13 protein-coding genes, 1 tRNA gene and 2 rRNA genes are annotated in these 18,762 nt (G+C 58.3%); 7 read left to right on the top strand and 9 right to left on the bottom strand.

All coding sequences use genetic code 11. The annotated features are described in order from the left end of the window. The first annotated feature begins 87 nt into the window (after positions 1-87). From modA to modC, 3 genes are read left to right on the top strand one after another with little or no spacing between them, the layout of a single operon-like run. A complete protein-coding gene (gene modA / locus GTF44_RS01605; protein ID WP_171557035.1) occupies positions 88-858 on the top strand; it encodes a molybdate ABC transporter substrate-binding protein in 771 nt (256 codons plus the stop codon). Beyond that, entirely contained in the window at positions 855-1,553 is a 699-nt protein-coding gene (modB, locus tag GTF44_RS01600; protein WP_171557033.1) for a molybdate ABC transporter permease subunit, read from the top strand. Before modA ends, modB begins: the two co-directional genes overlap by 4 nt. Continuing rightward, positions 1,550-2,641, top strand: coding sequence for a molybdenum ABC transporter ATP-binding protein (gene modC / locus GTF44_RS01595; protein ID WP_171557032.1), 1,092 nt, complete (start codon positions 1,550-1,552; stop codon positions 2,639-2,641). Before modB ends, modC begins: the two co-directional genes overlap by 4 nt. 3 nt (positions 2,642-2,644) lie before the next feature. Here the strand turns inward: modC and GTF44_RS01590 are convergent, their stop codons facing one another. Both GTF44_RS01590 and GTF44_RS01585 read right to left on the bottom strand, forming a co-directional pair. After that, positions 2,645-3,448: a 3-hydroxybutyrate dehydrogenase gene (locus tag GTF44_RS01590; RefSeq protein WP_171557030.1), complete on the bottom strand. Its 804-nt coding sequence runs from the start codon at positions 3,446-3,448 to the stop codon at positions 2,645-2,647. Then, entirely contained in the window at positions 3,445-4,959 is a 1,515-nt protein-coding gene (locus GTF44_RS01585) for a class I adenylate-forming enzyme family protein (RefSeq protein ID WP_171557028.1), read from the bottom strand. The genes GTF44_RS01590 and GTF44_RS01585 overlap by 4 nt, the downstream gene beginning before the upstream one ends. A gap of 142 nt (positions 4,960-5,101) precedes the next feature. Between GTF44_RS01585 and GTF44_RS01580 the strand changes: the two genes are divergently transcribed. From GTF44_RS01580 to GTF44_RS01565, 4 genes are all read left to right on the top strand, one after another. Next, positions 5,102-6,013 carry a LysR family transcriptional regulator gene (locus GTF44_RS01580; protein ID WP_253261125.1) on the top strand — a complete coding sequence of 304 codons (912 nt, stop codon included), beginning with the start codon at positions 5,102-5,104 and terminating at the stop codon, positions 6,011-6,013. Between the two features lie 88 nt (positions 6,014-6,101). Further along, complete coding sequence (locus tag GTF44_RS01575) at positions 6,102-8,234, top strand: hydantoinase/oxoprolinase family protein (RefSeq protein WP_171557025.1); 2,133 nt, start codon at positions 6,102-6,104, stop codon at positions 8,232-8,234. Then, positions 8,227-9,933: a hydantoinase B/oxoprolinase family protein gene (locus tag GTF44_RS01570; RefSeq protein WP_171557023.1), complete on the top strand. Its 1,707-nt coding sequence runs from the start codon at positions 8,227-8,229 to the stop codon at positions 9,931-9,933. Before GTF44_RS01575 ends, GTF44_RS01570 begins: the two co-directional genes overlap by 8 nt. Beyond that, positions 9,933-11,156: an FAD-binding oxidoreductase gene (locus GTF44_RS01565; RefSeq protein ID WP_171557021.1), complete on the top strand. Its 1,224-nt coding sequence runs from the start codon at positions 9,933-9,935 to the stop codon at positions 11,154-11,156. Before GTF44_RS01570 ends, GTF44_RS01565 begins: the two co-directional genes overlap by 1 nt. Before the next feature lie 73 nt (positions 11,157-11,229). Here GTF44_RS01565 and GTF44_RS01560 read toward each other — a convergent pair whose 3' ends face one another. The 7 genes from GTF44_RS01560 to GTF44_RS01530 form a co-directional block, all read right to left on the bottom strand. Further along, positions 11,230-12,954, bottom strand: coding sequence for a SulP family inorganic anion transporter (locus tag GTF44_RS01560; RefSeq protein ID WP_171557020.1), 1,725 nt, complete (start codon positions 12,952-12,954; stop codon positions 11,230-11,232). 129 nt (positions 12,955-13,083) lie between these two features. Beyond that, positions 13,084-13,293, bottom strand: a complete 210-nt coding sequence (locus GTF44_RS01555; RefSeq protein WP_145213028.1) for a DUF2892 domain-containing protein — start codon at positions 13,291-13,293, stop codon at positions 13,084-13,086. A gap of 103 nt (positions 13,294-13,396) precedes the next feature. Further along, entirely contained in the window at positions 13,397-14,089 is a 693-nt protein-coding gene (locus GTF44_RS01550; protein ID WP_171557018.1) for a Crp/Fnr family transcriptional regulator, read from the bottom strand. A 234-nt stretch (positions 14,090-14,323) separates the two neighbouring features. Then, a tRNA-Met gene (locus GTF44_RS01545) sits at positions 14,324-14,400 on the bottom strand. A 231-nt stretch (positions 14,401-14,631) separates the two neighbouring features. Further along, positions 14,632-15,516 carry a glycosyltransferase gene (locus GTF44_RS01540; RefSeq protein ID WP_171557016.1) on the bottom strand — a complete coding sequence of 295 codons (885 nt, stop codon included), beginning with the start codon at positions 15,514-15,516 and terminating at the stop codon, positions 14,632-14,634. Between the two features lie 162 nt (positions 15,517-15,678). Beyond that, positions 15,679-15,793 (bottom strand): 5S ribosomal RNA (gene rrf / locus GTF44_RS01535). Between the two features lie 78 nt (positions 15,794-15,871). After that, positions 15,872-18,698, bottom strand: a 23S ribosomal RNA gene (locus GTF44_RS01530). Positions 18,699-18,762 lie beyond the last annotated feature (64 nt).

The raw sequence follows: 18,762 nt of genomic DNA, 5'->3' as shown, positions 1-18,762 counted from the left end.
GTGTCCCTGTGATCAACAGGCGGCAGACAATCGGAAAAAACCGCGCAAGTGGTTGCGTTCCCCGGAAATCTGACGCGCAATTGCGCCATGTGCCGGAATACTCTCTTTGCCCCTTTGCGCGCCCTTGGGGTCGTGACCCTGATCTTCTCCGGGTTGCCCAGTCTGGCGCAGGCCGAAGATCTTCTGATCTTTGCCGCCGCCAGCATGCGCGATGCACTGGAAGATGTGGCCGAGGCTTGGGACGGCGCGCCGCTGGCGATTTCCTACGCTGGCAGCGCTGTTTTGGCCCGGCAGATCGAAGCAGGCGCGCCCGCCGATATCTTCATCTCGGCCAATGAAGCCTGGGTCAGCCACCTCGTGGATCAGGCGGCAATTGACCCGGCGCGGACCGAGGTGATTGTGTCCAACCAACTGGTCGTGGCAGGGCCGATAGACGCCGTGGAGACCAACACGGACTTCGCCGCCGCGCTCAACGCGCTGCCCGACGACACACGTATTGCAACAGGGTTGCTCAACGCGGTTCCCGCCGGGATTTATGCGCGCCAAGCACTCGAGGCCGAAGGGGTATTGGATCGTTTTCTGCCGAGATTGGTGCAGACCGACAATGTCCGTATCGCGCTGGCCCTCGCCGCACGGGGCGATGTCGCGCGTGCGATTGTCTATCGGACGGACGCGCTGGCTGACCCGCAGGTGGCGATTGACGTGCACATTCCGGGCCATCTGCACGACCCAATCCGCTATCCCGCCGCCGTGACCACGGGCAGTGACCACCCTGACGCCACCGCCCTGCTCGACTTCCTAACCTCGCCGCAAGCCCGCGCGATTTTTGAAAGCCACGGATTTGAGGTGCCGCAATGACCCTGGGGCTTGGTCCGGCGGAATGGCAGATCGTGGGCCTGTCGCTGCAGATTGCGGTTTGGGCGATCATGGCCAGCCTGCCCCTTGCGGTCTTGGTCGCGCTCGCCCTGGCACGGAGGCAGTTTTGGGGCCGCGAGATTCTCAACATTGCGGTGCATTTGCCCTTGGTTTTGCCGCCGGTCGTGACCGGCTACCTTCTGTTGATCCTCTTTGGTGCCCAAGGCCCTTTGGGGCGGTTCTTTGAAACAGTCTTTGGCCTCACCTTCGCGTTCCGCTGGACCGGGGCGGCGCTGGCCTGCGGGATCATGGCCTTCCCCTTAATGGTCCGCGCCATCCGCCTCGCTCTTGAAGCCGTGGACCCGAAACTGGAAGAGGCCGCGGCAACGCTTGGCGCATCGCGGGTCCGGATATTCGCGACCGTGACGCTTCCCTTGATGCTGCCCGGTATTCTGGCAGGCACCATCTTGGGCTTTGCTAAAGCGCTTGGCGAATTTGGGGCAACCATCACCTTCGTGTCGAATATCCCGGGACAGACCCAGACGATCCCCACGGCGATCTACAGCTTGCTCCAAGTGCCGGGGCAGGAAGCCGCAGCGCTGCGGCTGATCTTGATCTCCATCGCGCTTTCCGCCGGGGCGTTGATCGCGTCGGAATGGATGGCGCGTGGCATGGCCAAACGGGTGCGCGGCACATGAACGTGCATCTCTCTTTCCACCACCGGTTTCCGGATATGGAGTTGGCGCTCAACTGCACCATCCCGAACGGGGTTACAGCGTTTTTTGGCCCCTCGGGTGCGGGGAAAACCAGCGTTCTGCGCGTGGTCGCCGGGCTGGAAACACCCGATGAAGGGGTGGTCGAGATCGGCGATCACCGCGTCTTGGACACCGACGCCAAAATCAACGTCCCAACCGCCGCACGGCGCATCGGCTATGTGTTTCAGGAGCCGCGCCTGTTTCCACATCTGAGCGTCGCCGCCAATTTGCGCTATGGGCAAGCGCGCTCCGAAACCCGCGCCCTGCCCCTCGGGTTTGACGATCTTGTAGCACTTTTGGGCCTCGACGCGCTGCTTGACCGGCGCCCGGCGACCTTGTCAGGCGGCGAGGGGCAGCGCGTGGCGCTTGGGCGCGCTTTGCTCTCCGGCCCCGATCTTCTGCTGATGGACGAGCCGCTCTCAGCACTGGATGCGCGCCGCAAAGCGGAACTCTTGCCCTATTTCGAGCGGCTCAGGGATCAGCTTGGCCTGCCAATCCTGTATGTCAGCCATGACGTTGCCGAGGTGACCCGGCTGGCCGATACGATTGTCCTGATGGAGAAAGGGCAAATGCGCAGCATCGGCCCAGCGGCGGAGATCATTGCGGGCGGCGAAACCGGCAGCCAGATCAGCCGCGATCTGGCGGGCGCGATTCTCAACGTCACGATTGCTGGTCATGACCCGACCGATGGCCTGACCGAAGCCCGGATCGGCAGCCAGCCGATCTGGCTCCCCGGTCAAGTTGGGGCCGCCGGGGACCAACTACGTGTCAGACTCGATGCGCGCGATGTGATGTTGATGCGTGAAGCGCCGCAAGGGATCAGCGCGCTGAATGTGCTGCCTGTCACTGTGGTGAGCATCGTGCCCGGCCCTGGGTCCGGCGCTCTGGTGCGCCTTGATCACCAAGGCCAAATATTGGTGGCTCGGGTCACCAAACGCTCGGTCCGCGCCTTGGCTCTCGCACCGGGTATGCCCCTGCACGCCATCGTCAAATCCATGTCTGTCACGCCGGAGCGGGTCGGGACGGGGTAGCGCTCACTGCGCCGTCCAACCACCATCAATCGGGATCGACGTGCCCGTGACGTTATGAGCAATCGGCGCGCAGAGCCAAAGTACCAGCGCGCCGATTTCAGCCGGGTCAGACGTCCGCAAACTGGGTTGTTTCTCCGCCAACAGCTCCGCGACCCCGGCCGCCCGATCCCCACCATGGGCCTTGGCGCGCATCTCGATCTGCGGCTCTATGATCGCGGTTTCGGTCCAGCCTGGGCAAATGCAGTTGACCGTCACACCACCCGAAGCCTTCGACCCGGCTGCGGCATATTCCAGGGCGGCAACCCGGCTAAGCCCCACCAACCCAAATTTCGCCGCCACATAGGGCGCTTTGTCTTTCGAGGCGACCAACCCATGCACCGACGCGATATTGATCACCCGGCCATATCCCCGCTCCGCCATGATCGGCATGGCGGCTTGCATCGTGTGAAACGCGGCGGAGAGGTTCACCGACAAGATCGCCTCCCACATCTCGCGCGGCATCTCGGCCAGGGGTGCGGTATGTTGCACGCCCGCGTTATTGACCAAAACATCGGCCCCGCCCCAGGCCGCGACCGCCTCCATCAACGCAGCGATCTGGTCAGGGTGGCGCAGGTCTCCGTTGAAGAATTCGGCCTGCGGCGCGCCCAGCTGACGCAGATGTTCGCAGACCTCATGAATTTGCGCATCCCCCGCCAACCCGTGCACCGCGATTCGTGCGCCCGCGCTTGCCAAAGCCTCCGCAATCGCCAATCCGATCCCCTGCACCGATCCGGTGACCAAGGCGGTTTTGCCTCTGAGATCACTCATGCCTCGCTCTCCAATCTCTGGCGCAGTTCCGTCTTCAGGACCTTGCCATAGTTGTTCTTGGGCAACTCCGGCAGCGCGATATAGGCCTTCGGCCTTTTGAACCGCGCGATCTGCTCCAGGCACTGCGCGTCAAGCGCGGCTTCGTCCAAGTCGGCACCTGGCGCGCAAACCACAAAGGCCACGACATCCTCGCCCCATTCCGGCGAGGGGCGACCAACAACGGACACTTCATGGACGGTTGGATGTTGCAGCAAGACCTCTTCGATCTCACGCGGATAGATATTGCTGCCGCCGGAGATAATCACATCTTTCGACCGGTCTTGCAGGGTCAGATATCCATCCTCGTCCAACCGCCCCACATCGCCGGTCATCAACCAACCGTCTTTCAGCGCCGCCTTTGTCGCCTCTGGATTGCGCCAATAGCCGGGCATCACCGGCGCGCCGCGCACCATGATTTCGCCGACCTCGCCACTAGGCAACGGCACGCCATCGGCCCCCGCGATTGCGATCTCAACCTGCGACTGCGCGCGACCGACCGAGGCAAGACGTGCCCGCCAATTCGGATGGGTCCGGTCCGCGACCTCCGCGCGGCTCAGCGCCGAGATCGCCATGGGGCATTCGCCCTGGCCGTAGATCTGCACGAATTTCGGGCCGAACCAATTCACAGCCTCTTCGATATCCGCCCGATACATGGGACCGCCGCCATAGACGATGGTTTTAATCCCTTCCCCGGTCTTCTCGCTGGCTTTGGCAGTATCGATGAGACGGCGCACCATCGTGGGGGCCATGAACATCGACGTTGGCCCATGGGCCTGCGACAGGTCCAACAGCTCGACCGGGTCGAACGCGCCCGAGACCGGGCAAATGTGCCGAGCGCCCATCCGCACATGGATGGGGGCATAGATCCCCGCGCCATGACTCATCGGCGCGGCGTAATAGGCCGCATCCTCCACGCTGACCGGATCGACATCGACGGGGTAACAGAGCGAGGTGGCGGCGATCATCCCATGCGTGATCTGAACACCTTTCGGCTGTCCGGTCGTGCCGGAGGTGTAGAACAGCCAGGCGAGGTCGTCCGCATTTCGCGCGACGGTGGCGAGCGGTGGCGCCGCACACATGTCCGCAAACGCATCGGTACTGATGTCAGTCAGAGGCACGTCGGTCGCCTCGGCCAGGTCTGAGACAAGGTCGGGCGTGACAAATACTTGGCTTGCGCCGCTATCTTGCAAGATGAACGCCGCTTCTTTCGGATGCAGCTTCGCGTTGATCGGGACCACTGCCGCTCCCGCAGTCCAAACCCCATAATAGACCGTCAGATAGTCCGGACAGTTCTTCATAAACAAGCCGACTCGGTCACCCGGGCCGACACCCCTGGCCTGAAGAGCCGTCGCCAGACCTGCGGCCTGCCGGGCAAAATCTTCATAGGTTGCAACAACCTGATCGCCCAGCAACAGCGCCGGCGCGTTGCCATTCGTCTGCGCAACTCGGTGCAGCCAATCGGCGATGTTCATCGGCCCAACCCTCCCCGTTTCGATTAGTTGAAGCCGCAAATAGTCATGTATGCAACCCGTCGTCCCGACAGGTCTATTGGCGAACGTGGTGGCCATATCTGAGCGATTGGCGTTAAGGTCAGCAGGCTATCGGAGGTGGCTATTGGCACAGATCAGCTTGAAACAACTTGAAGCGTTTGTGCAGGTGGCGGACCTCGGCAGCTTTCGCAGGGCAGCTGAAAAACTTCACACGACACAACCCAACATCTCCTCACGCATTGCCGGGCTTGAGGAGCAGCTTGGGTTGAAACTCATGGATCGAGACGCCGGATCCGTTCGGCTGACACCGGTTGGCGAGACCTTGCTGGCCAAGGCGCGGGATGTCCTCAAATCAATGGACGCGTTTTTTGTGGCCGCAGGGGATGAGCACCTCTTCGATGGCGTGCTGCGCCTCGGCGTTACCGAGATGATCGTGCATTCCTGGCTTGGCGATTTTCTAAGTGCGCTGACGGAGCGGTTTCCGAATATCGACGTGGATTTGACGGTCGATTACTCGGCCAATCTCTCAACCTCGTTGTTCAACCGATCCATCGACCTGGCGCTTCAAAGCGGGCCGTTCAATCGACAGACCTCCGCCAATATCGAGCTGGGGAGTTTCGATATGATCTGGGTGGCCGAACCCAAGCTCGGCTTCACCGACCGCGTCTTGTCGATGGCCGATTTGGCGGAACGCCCGATACTCACACATGCCCGAGGCACGCTGCCCTATGAGCAGTTGAAAGATCACGTTCAGAAACTACCGGAAACCTCTGTCCGGCTCGTGGCATCGACCAATATGTCCGCCTGCCTTCAGATGACCCGCAATGGGCTTGGCATTGCCTGTTTGCCCGAGGTGATGGTGCGCGACGATATCAAATCAGGTGTCTTGGCGCCTCTCCGCTATCTTTGGGTCCCGGATCCGCTCTGGTTCCGCGCCCGGTATGATGGTGAGACCGCGCCGTCCTATGTCGCGCAGGCTGCGGAACTGGCCGGGCAAATCTCTCAGGCGTTCCAGCCAACGGATCAAGATCAATAATTTCAATCGTTTTGATCCAATATAATAATTTGTTTGAATTTTCCGACGTGTCTAGGATGACCTCGACCAAGACGAGAGGATTGACAGAATGGCGAGCGTCACAACCCGTTTGGGCGTCGATATCGGAGGGACGTTCACCGATGTCGTTCTTGAGATTGATGGGACCCGATATTCGACCAAGGTTCTGACAACTTATGCCGCCCCGGAAGATGCGATCATTGACGGGATGCATCAGGTCTGCGGCAAGGCAGGGATCGCAACAAACGAGATTGGTCAGATTATTCATGGAACGACCCTCGCGACCAATGCGCTGATCGAACGGCGCGGCGCGAAGACGGCTCTGATTACCACGAAAGGCTTTCGCGACGTGATCGAGATGCGGACCGAGAGCCGGTTCGAGCAATACGATCTAAACCTGACCCTTCCAGAACCACTTTTGCCTCGCAATCGCCGCTATGTCGTCGACGAGCGCATCGACGCAAGGGGCGATGTTTTGCGGCCTCTTGATCGCGCCGAAGTTGAGGCGCTGGCCGATGAGCTGGACCAAGCGGGTTATGAAAGCATCGCGGTCGGCTTGCTCCACAGCTATGTCAGCGATGTCCATGAACGTCTGATCGCCGAGGTTCTAGCGGAGAAGCTTCCCGGTGCGATGATCTCCCTGTCTTCGGACGTCTCGCCACAGATGCGAGAATACGAACGCTTCAACACCACCATCGCCAATGCCTATATCAAGCCGCTGATGAAATCCTATCTTGGCCGCTTGAAAGAGCGCCTAGCTGCGGAAGGCGCGGAATGCCCGGTGTTCCTGATGCATTCGGGTGGTGGGATTATGTCCTTGGAGAGCGCCGCGGAGTTTCCTGTACGCCTGGTCGAATCCGGCCCGGCGGGCGGCGCGATTTTCGCCGCCGATATCGCTGCGAAACACCAGCTCGACAAGGTGCTGAGCTTTGATATGGGCGGCACAACGGCGAAGATTTGCTTGATCAAAAACCAGACGCCGAAAACCGCGCGCGTCTTCGAAGTGGCCCGCACATATCGCTTCAAAAAGGGCTCCGGCATGCCGATTTCGATCCCGGTGATCGATATGGTTGAGATTGGCGCGGGCGGTGGATCGATCGCTCATGTCGACGCGATGAATCAAATCCGCGTCGGCCCTGAAAGCGCAGGGTCCGAGCCTGGCCCCGCCTGCTATGGTCGGGGCGGCGCTGAGCCCGCTGTTACCGACGCCGATCTTGTGCTTGGCAAGCTTGATCCCGACAATTTCGCAGGCGGTTCCATTCCGCTCCACCCAAAGAACGCCGCCGAGGCGCTTCAGGCGGCGATCGGTCAAAAGCTCGACATGGATCCCCGCGAGGCCGCCTGGGGCCTAGCAGAAGTGGTCGATGAGAACATGGCCAACGCCGCACGCGTTCATGCGGTCGAGAATGGCGAAGACCTCAGCGAGTACACAATGATCGCCTTCGGCGGCGCGGCCCCGCTTCACGCGGCACGCCTTTGCGAAAAGCTTGGTGTCGCGCGGTGCCTCGTCCCGCAAGGGGCCGGGGTTGGGTCCGCCATCGGCTTTCTCAGAGCGCCCTTTAGTTTTGAGGCAAACCGTTCCGTCTTTATGCGTCTCTCGGCGTTCGACCCCGATCTTGTGACCAAGCTTTTCGCGGACATGAAAGAGGAAGCGACGCGGTTCGTCCGATCCTGCGATGCGACTGCCGAGATACTGACGGACCACAAAATCTATATGCGCTATGCGGGCCAGGGATGGGAAATTCCGATCCAGCTGACCGCTGAGCAAGCCGCCAATCCGGATGCCGAGACGCTTCTTGCCCTGTTCGAAGCCGACTACGCCAATCTTTTTGGGCGGGCCGTTGAAAGCTTGGAAGTTGAGATCACCGTCTGGTCGGTCAACGCCTATACACAACCCGGCGAAGCCCAGCCGATTGGCGCGGTTGACGCCACCCGCCCCGCCGACACTGCGGGACAGCGGCATCTCTTCGACCCCGGCCTCGGTTCTCAGGTCACCGCGACGGTTGTAAACCGATCCGACATTCGTCCAGGGCAGATCGCAGAAGGCCCCGCCATCGTTGTCGAAGACGAGACCAGCGTCGTCGTGCCGAGCAGCCGCGAAATTCTGTCCCATTTGGACGGGACATTGGATGTCCGGCTGAAGACCAACAAAGACCGATCAGCGTCAACGCCGCAGACAACCGAGGAGACAACTCATGCCTGATCACAGCAAAGTCGCCTATCAGGTCATGTGGAACCGCTTGATCTCCGTCGTCGAAGAGCAGGCCCAAGCCCTGGTCCGCACGGCGTTCTCCACCTCTGTGCGGGAGGCGGGCGATCTGTCGGCTGGTGTCTATAACGAAAAGGGCGAGATGCTTGCCCAGGCCGTCACCGGCACACCGGGCCATGTTAACGCCATGGCCGATGCGGTGGGCCATTTCATTCGGCGGATCGGCCTGGCGAATATGGCGGCGGGCGATATCTACATCACCAATGATCCTTGGGAGGGGACGGGTCATAAGCATGACATCACCGTCGTCACCCCATCCTTTCATGAAGGTACCCTTATCGGGTTCTTTGGCTGCACCGCCCATGTGACCGATATCGGCGGGCGTGGCTTCGGAGCGGACGCCAATGATGTGCATGAGGAAGGGCTTTATATCCCAATCATGAAATTCGCGGACAAAGGCACGGTCGATCAGACGCTCTTGTCGCTCATCCGCGGGAATGTTCGGGAACCGGATCAGTTGGTGGGCGATATCTATGCCCTGGCAAATTGTAACGAGATCGGCCACCGACGCCTGATTGATATGATGGCTGAGTTCGGGCTGACCGATCTGCGCGGGATTTCCGACTTCATCCTGACCAACTCGCGTCAGGCCACATTGGAACGGATCAACGCGCTCAAACCCGGTATAGCCGATGGCCATATGCGGATTGATGGGTATTCCAAGCCCATTGACCTCAAGGTCCGGCTGACCATCGAAAAAGATCGGGTGTTGAGCGATTGGGCGGGAACAAGTGGCATCGACAAAAAGGGCATCAACGTCCCACTGGTCTACACCAAAGCCTATGCTTGCTATGCCTTGAAATGCGCGATTGCGCCGGAGATCCCCAATAACGCGGCCTCGCTCGCACCCTTTGAAATCGTGGCCCCAGAAAACTCGATCGTGAACGCCGTCCACCCGGCTCCGGTCGCGCTGAGGCACGTCATTGGCCATATGGTCCCCGATACGGTCTATGATGCGCTCGACAAATTGCTGCCCGGTGTTGTGCCCGCGGAAGGGGCGGGATGCTTGTGCAACTTCCAGGTTTCTTTGCGGCCACGCATGGATGCGCCCGCGCCGGAAGATGCGGTTCGGGCCGAGGTGTTGACCTTCAACTCCGGCGGCTCAGGTGCGCGACCGACCCTTGATGGGATGAATGCAACCGCCTTCCCTTCTGGCGTCATGACCATGCCGGTGGAGGCGACGGAGCAGGTTGGCCCCGTGATCATCTGGCGCAAAGAGCTCAGGCCCGATAGTGGCGGCGCCGGTCAATATCGCGGCGGGCTGGGACAATTCATGGAGGTTGGCGCGCGCGACGGGCACGAGTTCGACATTTCCGCCATGTTGGATCGTGTCGATCACCCCGCCCACGGACGCCAAGGTGGCCAAGATGGCGCGCCGACACGCATTGCGCAGGATGACGGCACCCCGATGAAAGGCAAAGGTAAGCAATTCGTGGCCCATGGCCAACGCGTCTGCATGGCCTTCCCGGGCGGGGCTGGATATGGCGCGCCGAAGGACCGATCCTTGAACGATATCAAACGCGATTTGGCGTATGGCTATATCACAGCGGAGTTTGCCGCAGAGCACTATGGGCTTGCCGACGCGCAAATCACTGACATCCTGACTCGGGCAAAACTGGGCGAGGTCTTCTGATGGCAAATGGTCAGGTTTCGGCATCGCCGACCAAATCCTCTTATGATGTTGTCATCATTGGCGGCGCGATCATGGGGTCTTCGACCGCTTGGTTTTTGTCGGATAATCCGGATTTTAATGGCTCTGTTTTAGTCGTAGAGCGCGACCCGACCTATGAAACCGCATCGACGACCCACACGAACTCCTGCATGCGGCAACAATTCAGCACCGAGCTGAATGTCCGCGTCTCTCAGTTTGCCGCCGAGTTTGTAAAAAATCTCCGCAGCTATATGGGAGGAGATGACCGGGTGCCCGCGCTCTCCATCCGCTCGTTTGGCTACATGTACCTGGCCGATACAGATGCGTTCGCCAACGTCCTGCGCGCCAACCAAAAGGTGCAACTGGCCGCTGGTGCCGCCACGCAACTGATGACGCCTGAGGAGATCGCGGCGGCATATCCGTTCTACAATACCGATGACATCGTGCTTGGCTCAATCAATCTCGTTGACGAGGGCTATTGGGACGGGGCGACCGTGTTCGATTGGTGGCGTCGGCAAGCCCGCGAGCGAGGCGTCGAATATGTGACCAATGAGGTCGTCGCGATGACCAAGAACGCCTCCGGCACACGGGTGGACAGTGTGACATTGAAATCAGGTGACGTCATTTCATGCGGTCAGGTGGTGAATGCTTCCGGCCCACGCGCCGCACGGACCGCGCGTATGGCTGGCATCGATGTGCCTGTTGAACCACGCAAACGGTATTCTTGGGTCTTCAAAGCCGAAACGCCGCTGGATCGCGATCTGCCACTGACCATCGATCCGTCTGGCGTTCATGTGCGCGAGAATGGCGGCGGTACCTATCAATGCGGTGGTCATTCTGATGCCGACCCGGCAGTGGCCCATGATGACTTCTCCATGGACCACGGGATTTGGACCGATCATGTTTGGCCCATCTTGGCGACGCGCATTCCGCAATTCGAGGCCATTAAGGTTCAAAACGAATGGGCCGGGCATTATGCGATGAACACCTTTGATCACAACGCGATCACAGGGTCTCATCCGGAGATTGAGAATTTTGTCTTCCTTAATGGGTTCTCAGGGCACGGATTGCAGCAATCTCCGGCAATGGGGCGGGGAACAGCCGAATGGCTGACCTATGGCGAATATCGCAGCCTTGATCTAAGCCCGTTCAGCTTTGACCGCATCGGACAGAATGCCCCCATCGTCGAGAAGGCGGTTATCTGACGGGCTGGGGTCAACATCCGAACGTAATGGCCCCCGAGGTCTGTCTGGGAGCGTCGCGCCTGATCTGACGCGCCTACTCGACCGCCTCATCGGACTTGAGCGAGGTCCACGCATCATATTGCGACAGAAAGACCTCTCCATTCAGGGCATCAAGAAAATGCGCCTTCCCAAGCCGGTCCATAACCGGCCCCTTCACTTCGCTCAGGTGCAGCCCAACACCCAGATCGGTGAGCCGGTGATTGATCGCCTCGAGACTTTCCAGGGCCGAATAATCCACCTCGTTCACAGCAGAGAACATCAGAACGACATGGCGAATCTCGCAGCCTTCGGCGATCCGATCCTGAACCAAGTCTTCCAAGAACCGGGCATTGACGAAGTAGAGGCTCTCATCCACGCGCAGTGTCAGCACGCCCGGGTCGGTTTTCACCTCATGGCGGAGGATATTGCGAAAGTGCTGCGTATTGGGAACAAGCCCAACCTCGGCAACATGCGGCCTGGATGTTTTGTAGAGATGCAGCGCGATGGACAGCACCACACCACTGGCAACCCCAACTTCGACACCGGCGCCGAGTGTTAGTAGAATCGTCGCGGTGACGGCGGCAAAGTCACTCTTCGAATAGACCCAAGTTTTCTTGAGGATGGAGAAATCCACCAGGCTCAGAACCGCGACAATGATCGTCGCCGCAAGGGTCGCTTTGGGCAGGAAATAGACCAGCGGTGTCAGCGCGAGGGCCGCAATCGCCAGGCCAACGGCCGTGAAGGCACCGGCCGCGGGCGTCTCTGCGCCCGCATCGAAATTCACGACCGATCGCGCGAATCCGCCCGTCACTGGGTAACCTCCAGTAAAGGCCGCCCCCAAATTGGCCGTGCCCAGGCCGATGAGTTCTTGGTTCGGATCGATCCGCTGCCGCTTTTTGGCCGCCAGCGTTTGCGCGACCGACACCGATTCCACAAAGCCGATTACCGAAATCAGGATCGCCGGAACGGCGAGTTGTCGGATCAAATCCGGTGACATCCCCGGCAGGGTCAGCGGCGGCAAGCTCTGAGGCACCGCGCCGACAATGGCGACACCCTGGTCGGCCAGGCCGAAGGCCCAAGTCGCGACCGTGGTCACCACGACCGCTGCAACCGGCCCGGCTTTGGTCAAAACATCCGCAGCCCGCGCGCCAAGCCCCAGGGCGCGCAAGAGCGGCTTCAACCCCTTTCGGACCCAAAACAGGAAAGCTGTCGCGGCACCGCCGATGATAAGGGTGATCGGATCGACCTGCCCCAGATGCGACAAGAGCGTCGCCCCCATTTCGATCAGGGTGTGGCCGCCAGCCGGAACGCCAAGAATATGGGTCAACTGACTGGTCGCAATCAGAATACCAGACGCCGTGATGAAGCCCGCGATAACCGGATGGCTTAGAAAATTCGCAAGAAAACCGAGCCTCAGGACACCCAGGAGCAGAAGGAAGCCGCCGGAAAGAAACGCCAGTGTCAGAGCGGCGATCGCATATCCCGCCGTCCCCTGCTCCGCCACCTGCCCAACGGCAGACGCGGTCAACAACGACACCACTGCCACTGGCCCAACCGCGAGCGCGCGGGACGTTCCAAAGATTGCATAGAGGATGATCGGCACAATCGAGGCGTAAATCCCGGCCTCGGGCGGCAAACCGGCCAGAAGCGCATAAGCCAGCGATTGTGGGATCAGCATGATCGTGACGATCACAGCCGCAATCAAGTCGTTTGAAAATGCACCGCGACTATATCGCCGTCCCCAATCGAGAATCGGTACGTAGTTGGAGAGCTTGCGCATTCAGGGTCTCGGATCAAATGGTTAGACAGGGATCGGCGGCGAGCCATGGAGGCAAACCGCCAAGTCCAACAGTTTCATTCAGCGGCGCCAATAGGTGTCTACCCTGCGCGGGATGCGGCAAGTTAGTCTCTAGCAATCCTGGCAGGTCTTGAGGCCCACAATGCGATAGAGCGGGCAGTTGCCGAGCAAAGCCGTGATCGTGAAGATCGCCGCGACCGCGATGGCGAGCCAGTGTAGGAGGCCTGTGGCCGCGAGCGTCGTGCCGAAGGCGACCCAGAGTAGCAGTGCAGCCGCCACAAGGCGTAGGCCGCGATCAAGTTTGCCCATGTTGATTGTCATGTCATGCTCCATCTCGAATCATTTCGAGGCCGATCATCTCACGAAACATCGCGGCTCAACGGTGACTAGGTCACAAAGCGGTTGGTTCTGCCCGGACAGCAGATCAGTTTGCGCCCGCTGACCGGGCAAACCGCGCGAGGCTCGGACGGTCAGTTATGCGCACCGCACCACGCGTTTGCTCGACCCATCCGCGGCGATGAAACTCAGACAGAGTTCGAGAGATCACCTCGCGCGCGGTCCCTAACTCCGTCGCCAAGACGGCATGAGTCGCGTGAACAGTGTCAGTCTGACCCACCAGCTCGAGAAGTCGCTCGGCAAGCCGAACATCCATCCGCTGAAAGACGATGTCATCGATCAAAGCAAAGAGGTCCGTGATACGACGGGAATAAGCGGCAAAGACAAACTCTCGGAAGATCGGTGACCGGGCGAGGAGATCGTCGAATGTCTTGCGCGGAATGGCGGCTGCGGTGACATCCGTTTCGGCGATGCCGTCGGCAGAGTAATCTTCGAAGGCAAGCATGCATGCGGTCGTCAAAACGCAGCTTTCGCCAGCATGCACCCGATAAAGAAAAATCTCTCTACCAGTCTCAGAGCGCTGCTGAACCCGCACGGTACCGTCGATCAACAAAAGCAAGTTGTCGGCGGATTGTCCGGGTTGGAAGATTTGGGTCCCTGCCGCGACCGACAGGACCTGACTTCCCCTGACAAGGTCCGCGCGAATATCGGATGGGAGCTGCGCAAGGCCCCGAAATCGCTCGATCCAGCTTTCATTGGAACCCGAGAGTTCTTCTTTCATTTCAATCCTCTGACATTCTTGTAACGTCGTCCCTCCAGCCATCATGCGCTGCGACAGTTCGTATGCAGCGCAGGGTAAGCCACGCGGCGTTGTATCGTCAGGTCACGCCAACACTTGAGCCGAATAAGTCAAAGTCCAAGGCAGATACAACCACGCGGCATTGTGAGACAACTCGCTTTACGAGCGGAGAGAATGTGGGGTTGGGCGCTCGACCGAAACAAATGGCTCGGAAATTGGTTGCGGGGGTAGGATTTGAACCTACGACCTTCAGGTTATGAGCCTGACGAGCTACCGGGCTGCTCCACCCCGCGCCAATGGCTTGTCATCTATCTGTCATTGACGAGAGCCGCAAGAGCACCAGTCAGAAAAAAAGTCTTGATGGGCGGAAGGAATCAAGCATCGTCTAGCGAACCTGCTTTCCCTTCGGCGCCAGCACCACAGGCCTTAGAGTGGCGCGATCAGATGAGGATCGTCAGGATCGGTTTTAAATCAGGCTGTCCAACACCTGATCAGCGTCACGCATCCTTGCAGAGCATCGAAGCCTAACCTCGGCATTCCTCGACGAACTCTTTGAATTGCGCGCGTTCGAGATAGAGGGGCCTATGGTGTGCCAGTTCGACAAGTTGTTTCTGGAGACCGTGTTGTGTGACAAACTCCCGTATGACTCTCGCGAACCTCGGCCTGAGCTCCAATGGAAATCCATCCCAGTTGGGCTCAAGTCCAGGCAAGACACCAAAGTTTTGCACGATACGCCAGGAAGACGCAGTTGCATCGACCGTGTGTTCGAAAAGTGGTGTATCGCCAACAAACAGCTCATTGTAGCGGCGGTAGACTTCGCTCTGCCACAACACGGTGATCATTGAAGGGTCCATTTCCTTAATGAGACGCGCCATAAGGTATGGGCCGGCGAAATCCATCACTCGATAAACATCTTTGCGTTCACGCAAGTTCTTCGTGATCTGTTCGAGCATCGCGCGAGCCAAGTCCGATCCGCGGGGCATATAGAGAAACCCGTTCATCACATCGCCGCGCTGTTTCAGCCTCGGCTTCGTGTCACGGAAAACGATGACATTCGTATCACCGGTCAATGGCCGGAGATCTCCAGTGGGGAGGGTGTCTGCATCAAGATACCAGCCGCCAAACGCATAAAGCGCCGCCAGCCGCGCGATGTCGGAGCGGCAAGCAGGGATCCATATGTCATTGTATTCTTTGGCGATCTCCGGCCAATCGCGCTCAAGCAACCGGTGTGCGGCGACATCAGTAAGGATCGAAAATGTCCACTCTGGATAGCGTGCCTCTGCAAAATCCAGGTTTTCGTGAAACGCTTTGGGGAGCGACTCAAGATCGTGCCAAAAATAGAAAAGATTTGGAATCCCTTGATCCGTCAAAGCGCCCAAGTGTTCTAGATCAATCTCAGCGGTTTTCATTACCCTCGTTACGCGATTGTTTTCTTTTTGCGCATCGTGAAGGAGACAGCCGCCATTGGCAACGGTCAGTCATTCGAGATGCACGAAGACACGCTTGTCGGTCAGGCGCTTATGTTTATGGTGGAGACTATCGTCAGAGAGATAAAAGATGTTTCTTACTAGGTTTGGCGGTGACCTACTCTCCCACACCTTAAGATGCAGTACCATCGGCGCAACGGCACTTAACGGCCGGGTTCGGAATGGAGCCGGGTGTTTTGCTCGCGCTATGACCACCAAACCGAGAAAGAAACATCGTATCCAAGTCAGATACACGTGGTGTATGCTTTTGATCCGCAAAGCCTAGCTTTTACTGGATCAAATCAAGCCTATCGAACAATTAGTACCGGTCAACTGAACGCATTACTGCGCTTACATCTCCGGCCTATCGACGAGATGGTCTATCTCGGTTCTCAGGGATACCTTGTTTTGAGGGGGGCTTCCCGCTTAGATGCCTTCAGCGGTTATCCTTTCCGATCATAGCTACCCAGCACTGCCATTGGCATGACAACTGGTCCACCAGTGGATCGTTCACCCCGGTCCTCTCGTACTAGGGGCAACTCCTCTCAAGTATCCTACACCCACGGCAGATAGGGACCGAACTGTCTCACGACGTTCTAAACCCAGCTCACGTACCTCTTTAAACGGCGAACAGCCGTACCCTTGGGACCTGCTCCAGCCCCAGGATGAGATGAGCCGACATCGAGGTGCCAAACGGTGCCGTCGATATGGACTCTTGGGCACCATCAGCCTGTTATCCCCGGCGTACCTTTTATCCGTTGAGCGATGGCCCTTCCACTCGGGACCACCGGATCACTATGGCCGTCTTTCGACTCTGCTCGACTTGTCAGTCTCGCAGTCAGGCTGGCTTCTGCCATTGCACTCAACGAGCGATTTCCGACCGCTCTGAGCCAACCTTCGCGCGCCTCCGTTACGCTTTAGGAGGCGACCGCCCCAGTCAAACTACCCGCCACACAGGGTCCCGGATCCGGATAACGGACCGCGGTTAGACATCAAGCAATGCAAGGGTGGTATCTCAAGGGAGGCTCCACAGAAACTAGCGTTCCTGCTTCAAAGCCCACCACCTATCCTGCACATGCATGGCCTGATGCCAATGTGAAGCTGTAGTAAAGGTGCACGGGGTCTTTCCGTCTAACCGCGGGAAGCCTGCATCTTGACAGGCAATTCAATTTCGCTGAGTCGATGTTGGAGACAGCGGGGAAGTCGTTACGCCATTCGTGCAGGTCGGAACTTACCCGACAAGGAATTTCGCTACCTTAGGACCGTTATAGTTACGGCCGCCGTTTACCGGGGCTTCAATTCGGAGCTCTCACTCCTCCTTTTAACCTTCCGGCACCGGGCAGGCGTCAGACCCTATACGTCGTCTTGCGACTTCGCAGAGCCCTGTGTTTTTAGTAAACAGTCGCCACCCCCTGGTTTGTGCCCCCAGCCACTAGTTGCCTAGAAACTGGGCCTCCTTCTCGCGAACTTACGGAGGTATTTTGCCGAGTTCCTTCAACATCGTTCTCTCAAGCGCCTTGGTATTCTCTACCAGTCCACCTGTGTCGGTTTAGGGTACGATCTCATGGAAGAGCTATTTCCAGGAACCTCTTAGCAGCCCATTCAATCCGATAAGGATGAACTACCTTCGAGATCCGTCACTACTTCCTGGCCCAGGAATATTAACCTGGTTCCCATCGACTACGCCTTTCGGCCTCGCCTTAGGGGTCGGCTTACCCTGCTCAGATTAGCTTTAAGCAGGAACCCTTGGACTTTCGGCGACAGGGTCTCTCACCCTGTTTGTCGCTACTCATGTCATCATTCTCGCTAGTGATCACTCCACCGGATGGCTCACGCCCCGGCTTCACAGTCAAACCTGGTCCTCCAAAACACCCGAAGGCGCTAAAGAGGAACGAGTTTATTCACACTACGCTCCGCTACCATGCACTATGTGCATCCTCAGCTTCGGCTCATGGCTTGAGCCCCGATACATCTTCGCCGCAGGACAACTTAATTAGACCAGTGAGCTGTTACGCTATCTTTAAAGGATGGCTGCTTCTAAGCCAACCTCCTGGTTGTTTTGGTCGTCCCACCTGCTTTCCCACTTAGCCATGAATTAGGGGCCTTAGCTGGAGGTTAGGGTTGTTTCCCTCTTCACAATGGACGTTAGCATCCACTGTGTGTCTGCCATCTAGTACTCCCGGGTATTCGGAGTTTGGTTAGGATCAGTAAGCCTGTGGGGCCCCATTACCCATCCAGTGCTCTACCCCCCGGGGTATTCGGATGACGCTCTACCTAAATAGATTTCGCGGAGAACCAGCTATCTCCGAGTTTGATTGGCCTTTCACCCCTAGGCACAACTCATCCCGACCTTTTTCAACAGGTGTGGGTTCGGACCTCCAGTAAGTGTTACCTTACCTTCATCCTGGTCATGCCTAGATCACTCGGTTTCGGGTCTGATCCCACGAACTCATGCGCCCTATTAAGACTCGCTTTCGCTGCGCCTACACCTATCGGCTTAAGCTTGCTCGTGAGACCAAGTCGATGACCCATTATACAAAAGGTACGCCGTCAGCTCTCAAGGAGCCTCCGACTGCTTGTAGGCGCTCGGTTTCAGGTACTGTTTCACTCCCCTCGTCGGGGTGCTTTTCACCTTTCCCTCACGGTACTGGTTCACTATCGGTCAGTAAGGAGTACTTAGCCTTCGAAGGTGGTCCTCCGATGTTCAGACAGGATTTCACGTGTCCCGCCCTACTTAATACGTCTGATCATGCTTCCAATACGGGGCTGTCACCCACTATGGCCAACCTTTCCAGGTTGTTCTTGTCACATTCACAGCTCGGCTGGTCCCCGTTCGCTCGCCGCTACTAGGGGAGTATCTATTGATTTCCTTTCCTCCGGGTACTTAGATGTTTCAGTTCCCCGGGTTTGCCTTTATAACCCTATGTATTCAGGTTATAAATCCCTGGTTCAGCGACCTATTGATTACCGAAGTAACAATAGGAAACTGTCAGGTGGGTTGCCCCATTCGGAGATCTGTGGGTCAAAGCCTATTCTCGGCTAACCACAGCTTATCGCAGAGTATCACGTCCTTCATCGCCTCTTACTGCCAAGGCATTCACCAAACGCCCTTCTTGCGCTTGATTTGATCCAGAAAAAGACAGGCTTTTTCTGCACCCGACCCCCTTTTGTGAAAAGGTCGGGCATTGA

Source organism: Roseobacter sp. HKCCD6576-2, assembly GCF_013179285.1.
In the GTDB taxonomy this organism is placed as follows: Bacteria; Pseudomonadota; Alphaproteobacteria; order Rhodobacterales; family Rhodobacteraceae; genus Rhodophyticola; species Rhodophyticola oceani.
The sequence above is the reverse complement of the archived record's forward strand: the minus strand, read 5'-3'. Positions and strand labels throughout refer to the sequence as shown.

Coding starts and splice junctions, on each gene's coding strand:
- GTF44_RS01565 (WP_171557021.1), top strand. CDS start 9,933: ATGGCAAATGGTCAGGTTTCGGCATCGCCGACCAAATCCTCTTATGAT.
- GTF44_RS01560 (WP_171557020.1), bottom strand. CDS start 12,954: ATGCGCAAGCTCTCCAACTACGTACCGATTCTCGATTGGGGACGGCGA.
- GTF44_RS01575 (WP_171557025.1), top strand. CDS start 6,102: ATGGCGAGCGTCACAACCCGTTTGGGCGTCGATATCGGAGGGACGTTC.
- modB (WP_171557033.1), top strand. CDS start 855: ATGACCCTGGGGCTTGGTCCGGCGGAATGGCAGATCGTGGGCCTGTCG.
- GTF44_RS01540 (WP_171557016.1), bottom strand. CDS start 15,516: ATGAAAACCGCTGAGATTGATCTAGAACACTTGGGCGCTTTGACGGAT.
- GTF44_RS01590 (WP_171557030.1), bottom strand. CDS start 3,448: ATGAGTGATCTCAGAGGCAAAACCGCCTTGGTCACCGGATCGGTGCAG.
- modC (WP_171557032.1), top strand. CDS start 1,550: ATGAACGTGCATCTCTCTTTCCACCACCGGTTTCCGGATATGGAGTTG.
- GTF44_RS01555 (WP_145213028.1), bottom strand. CDS start 13,293: ATGACAATCAACATGGGCAAACTTGATCGCGGCCTACGCCTTGTGGCG.
- GTF44_RS01585 (WP_171557028.1), bottom strand. CDS start 4,959: ATGAACATCGCCGATTGGCTGCACCGAGTTGCGCAGACGAATGGCAAC.
- GTF44_RS01570 (WP_171557023.1), top strand. CDS start 8,227: ATGCCTGATCACAGCAAAGTCGCCTATCAGGTCATGTGGAACCGCTTG.
- GTF44_RS01550 (WP_171557018.1), bottom strand. CDS start 14,089: ATGAAAGAAGAACTCTCGGGTTCCAATGAAAGCTGGATCGAGCGATTT.
- modA (WP_171557035.1), top strand. CDS start 88: ATGTGCCGGAATACTCTCTTTGCCCCTTTGCGCGCCCTTGGGGTCGTG.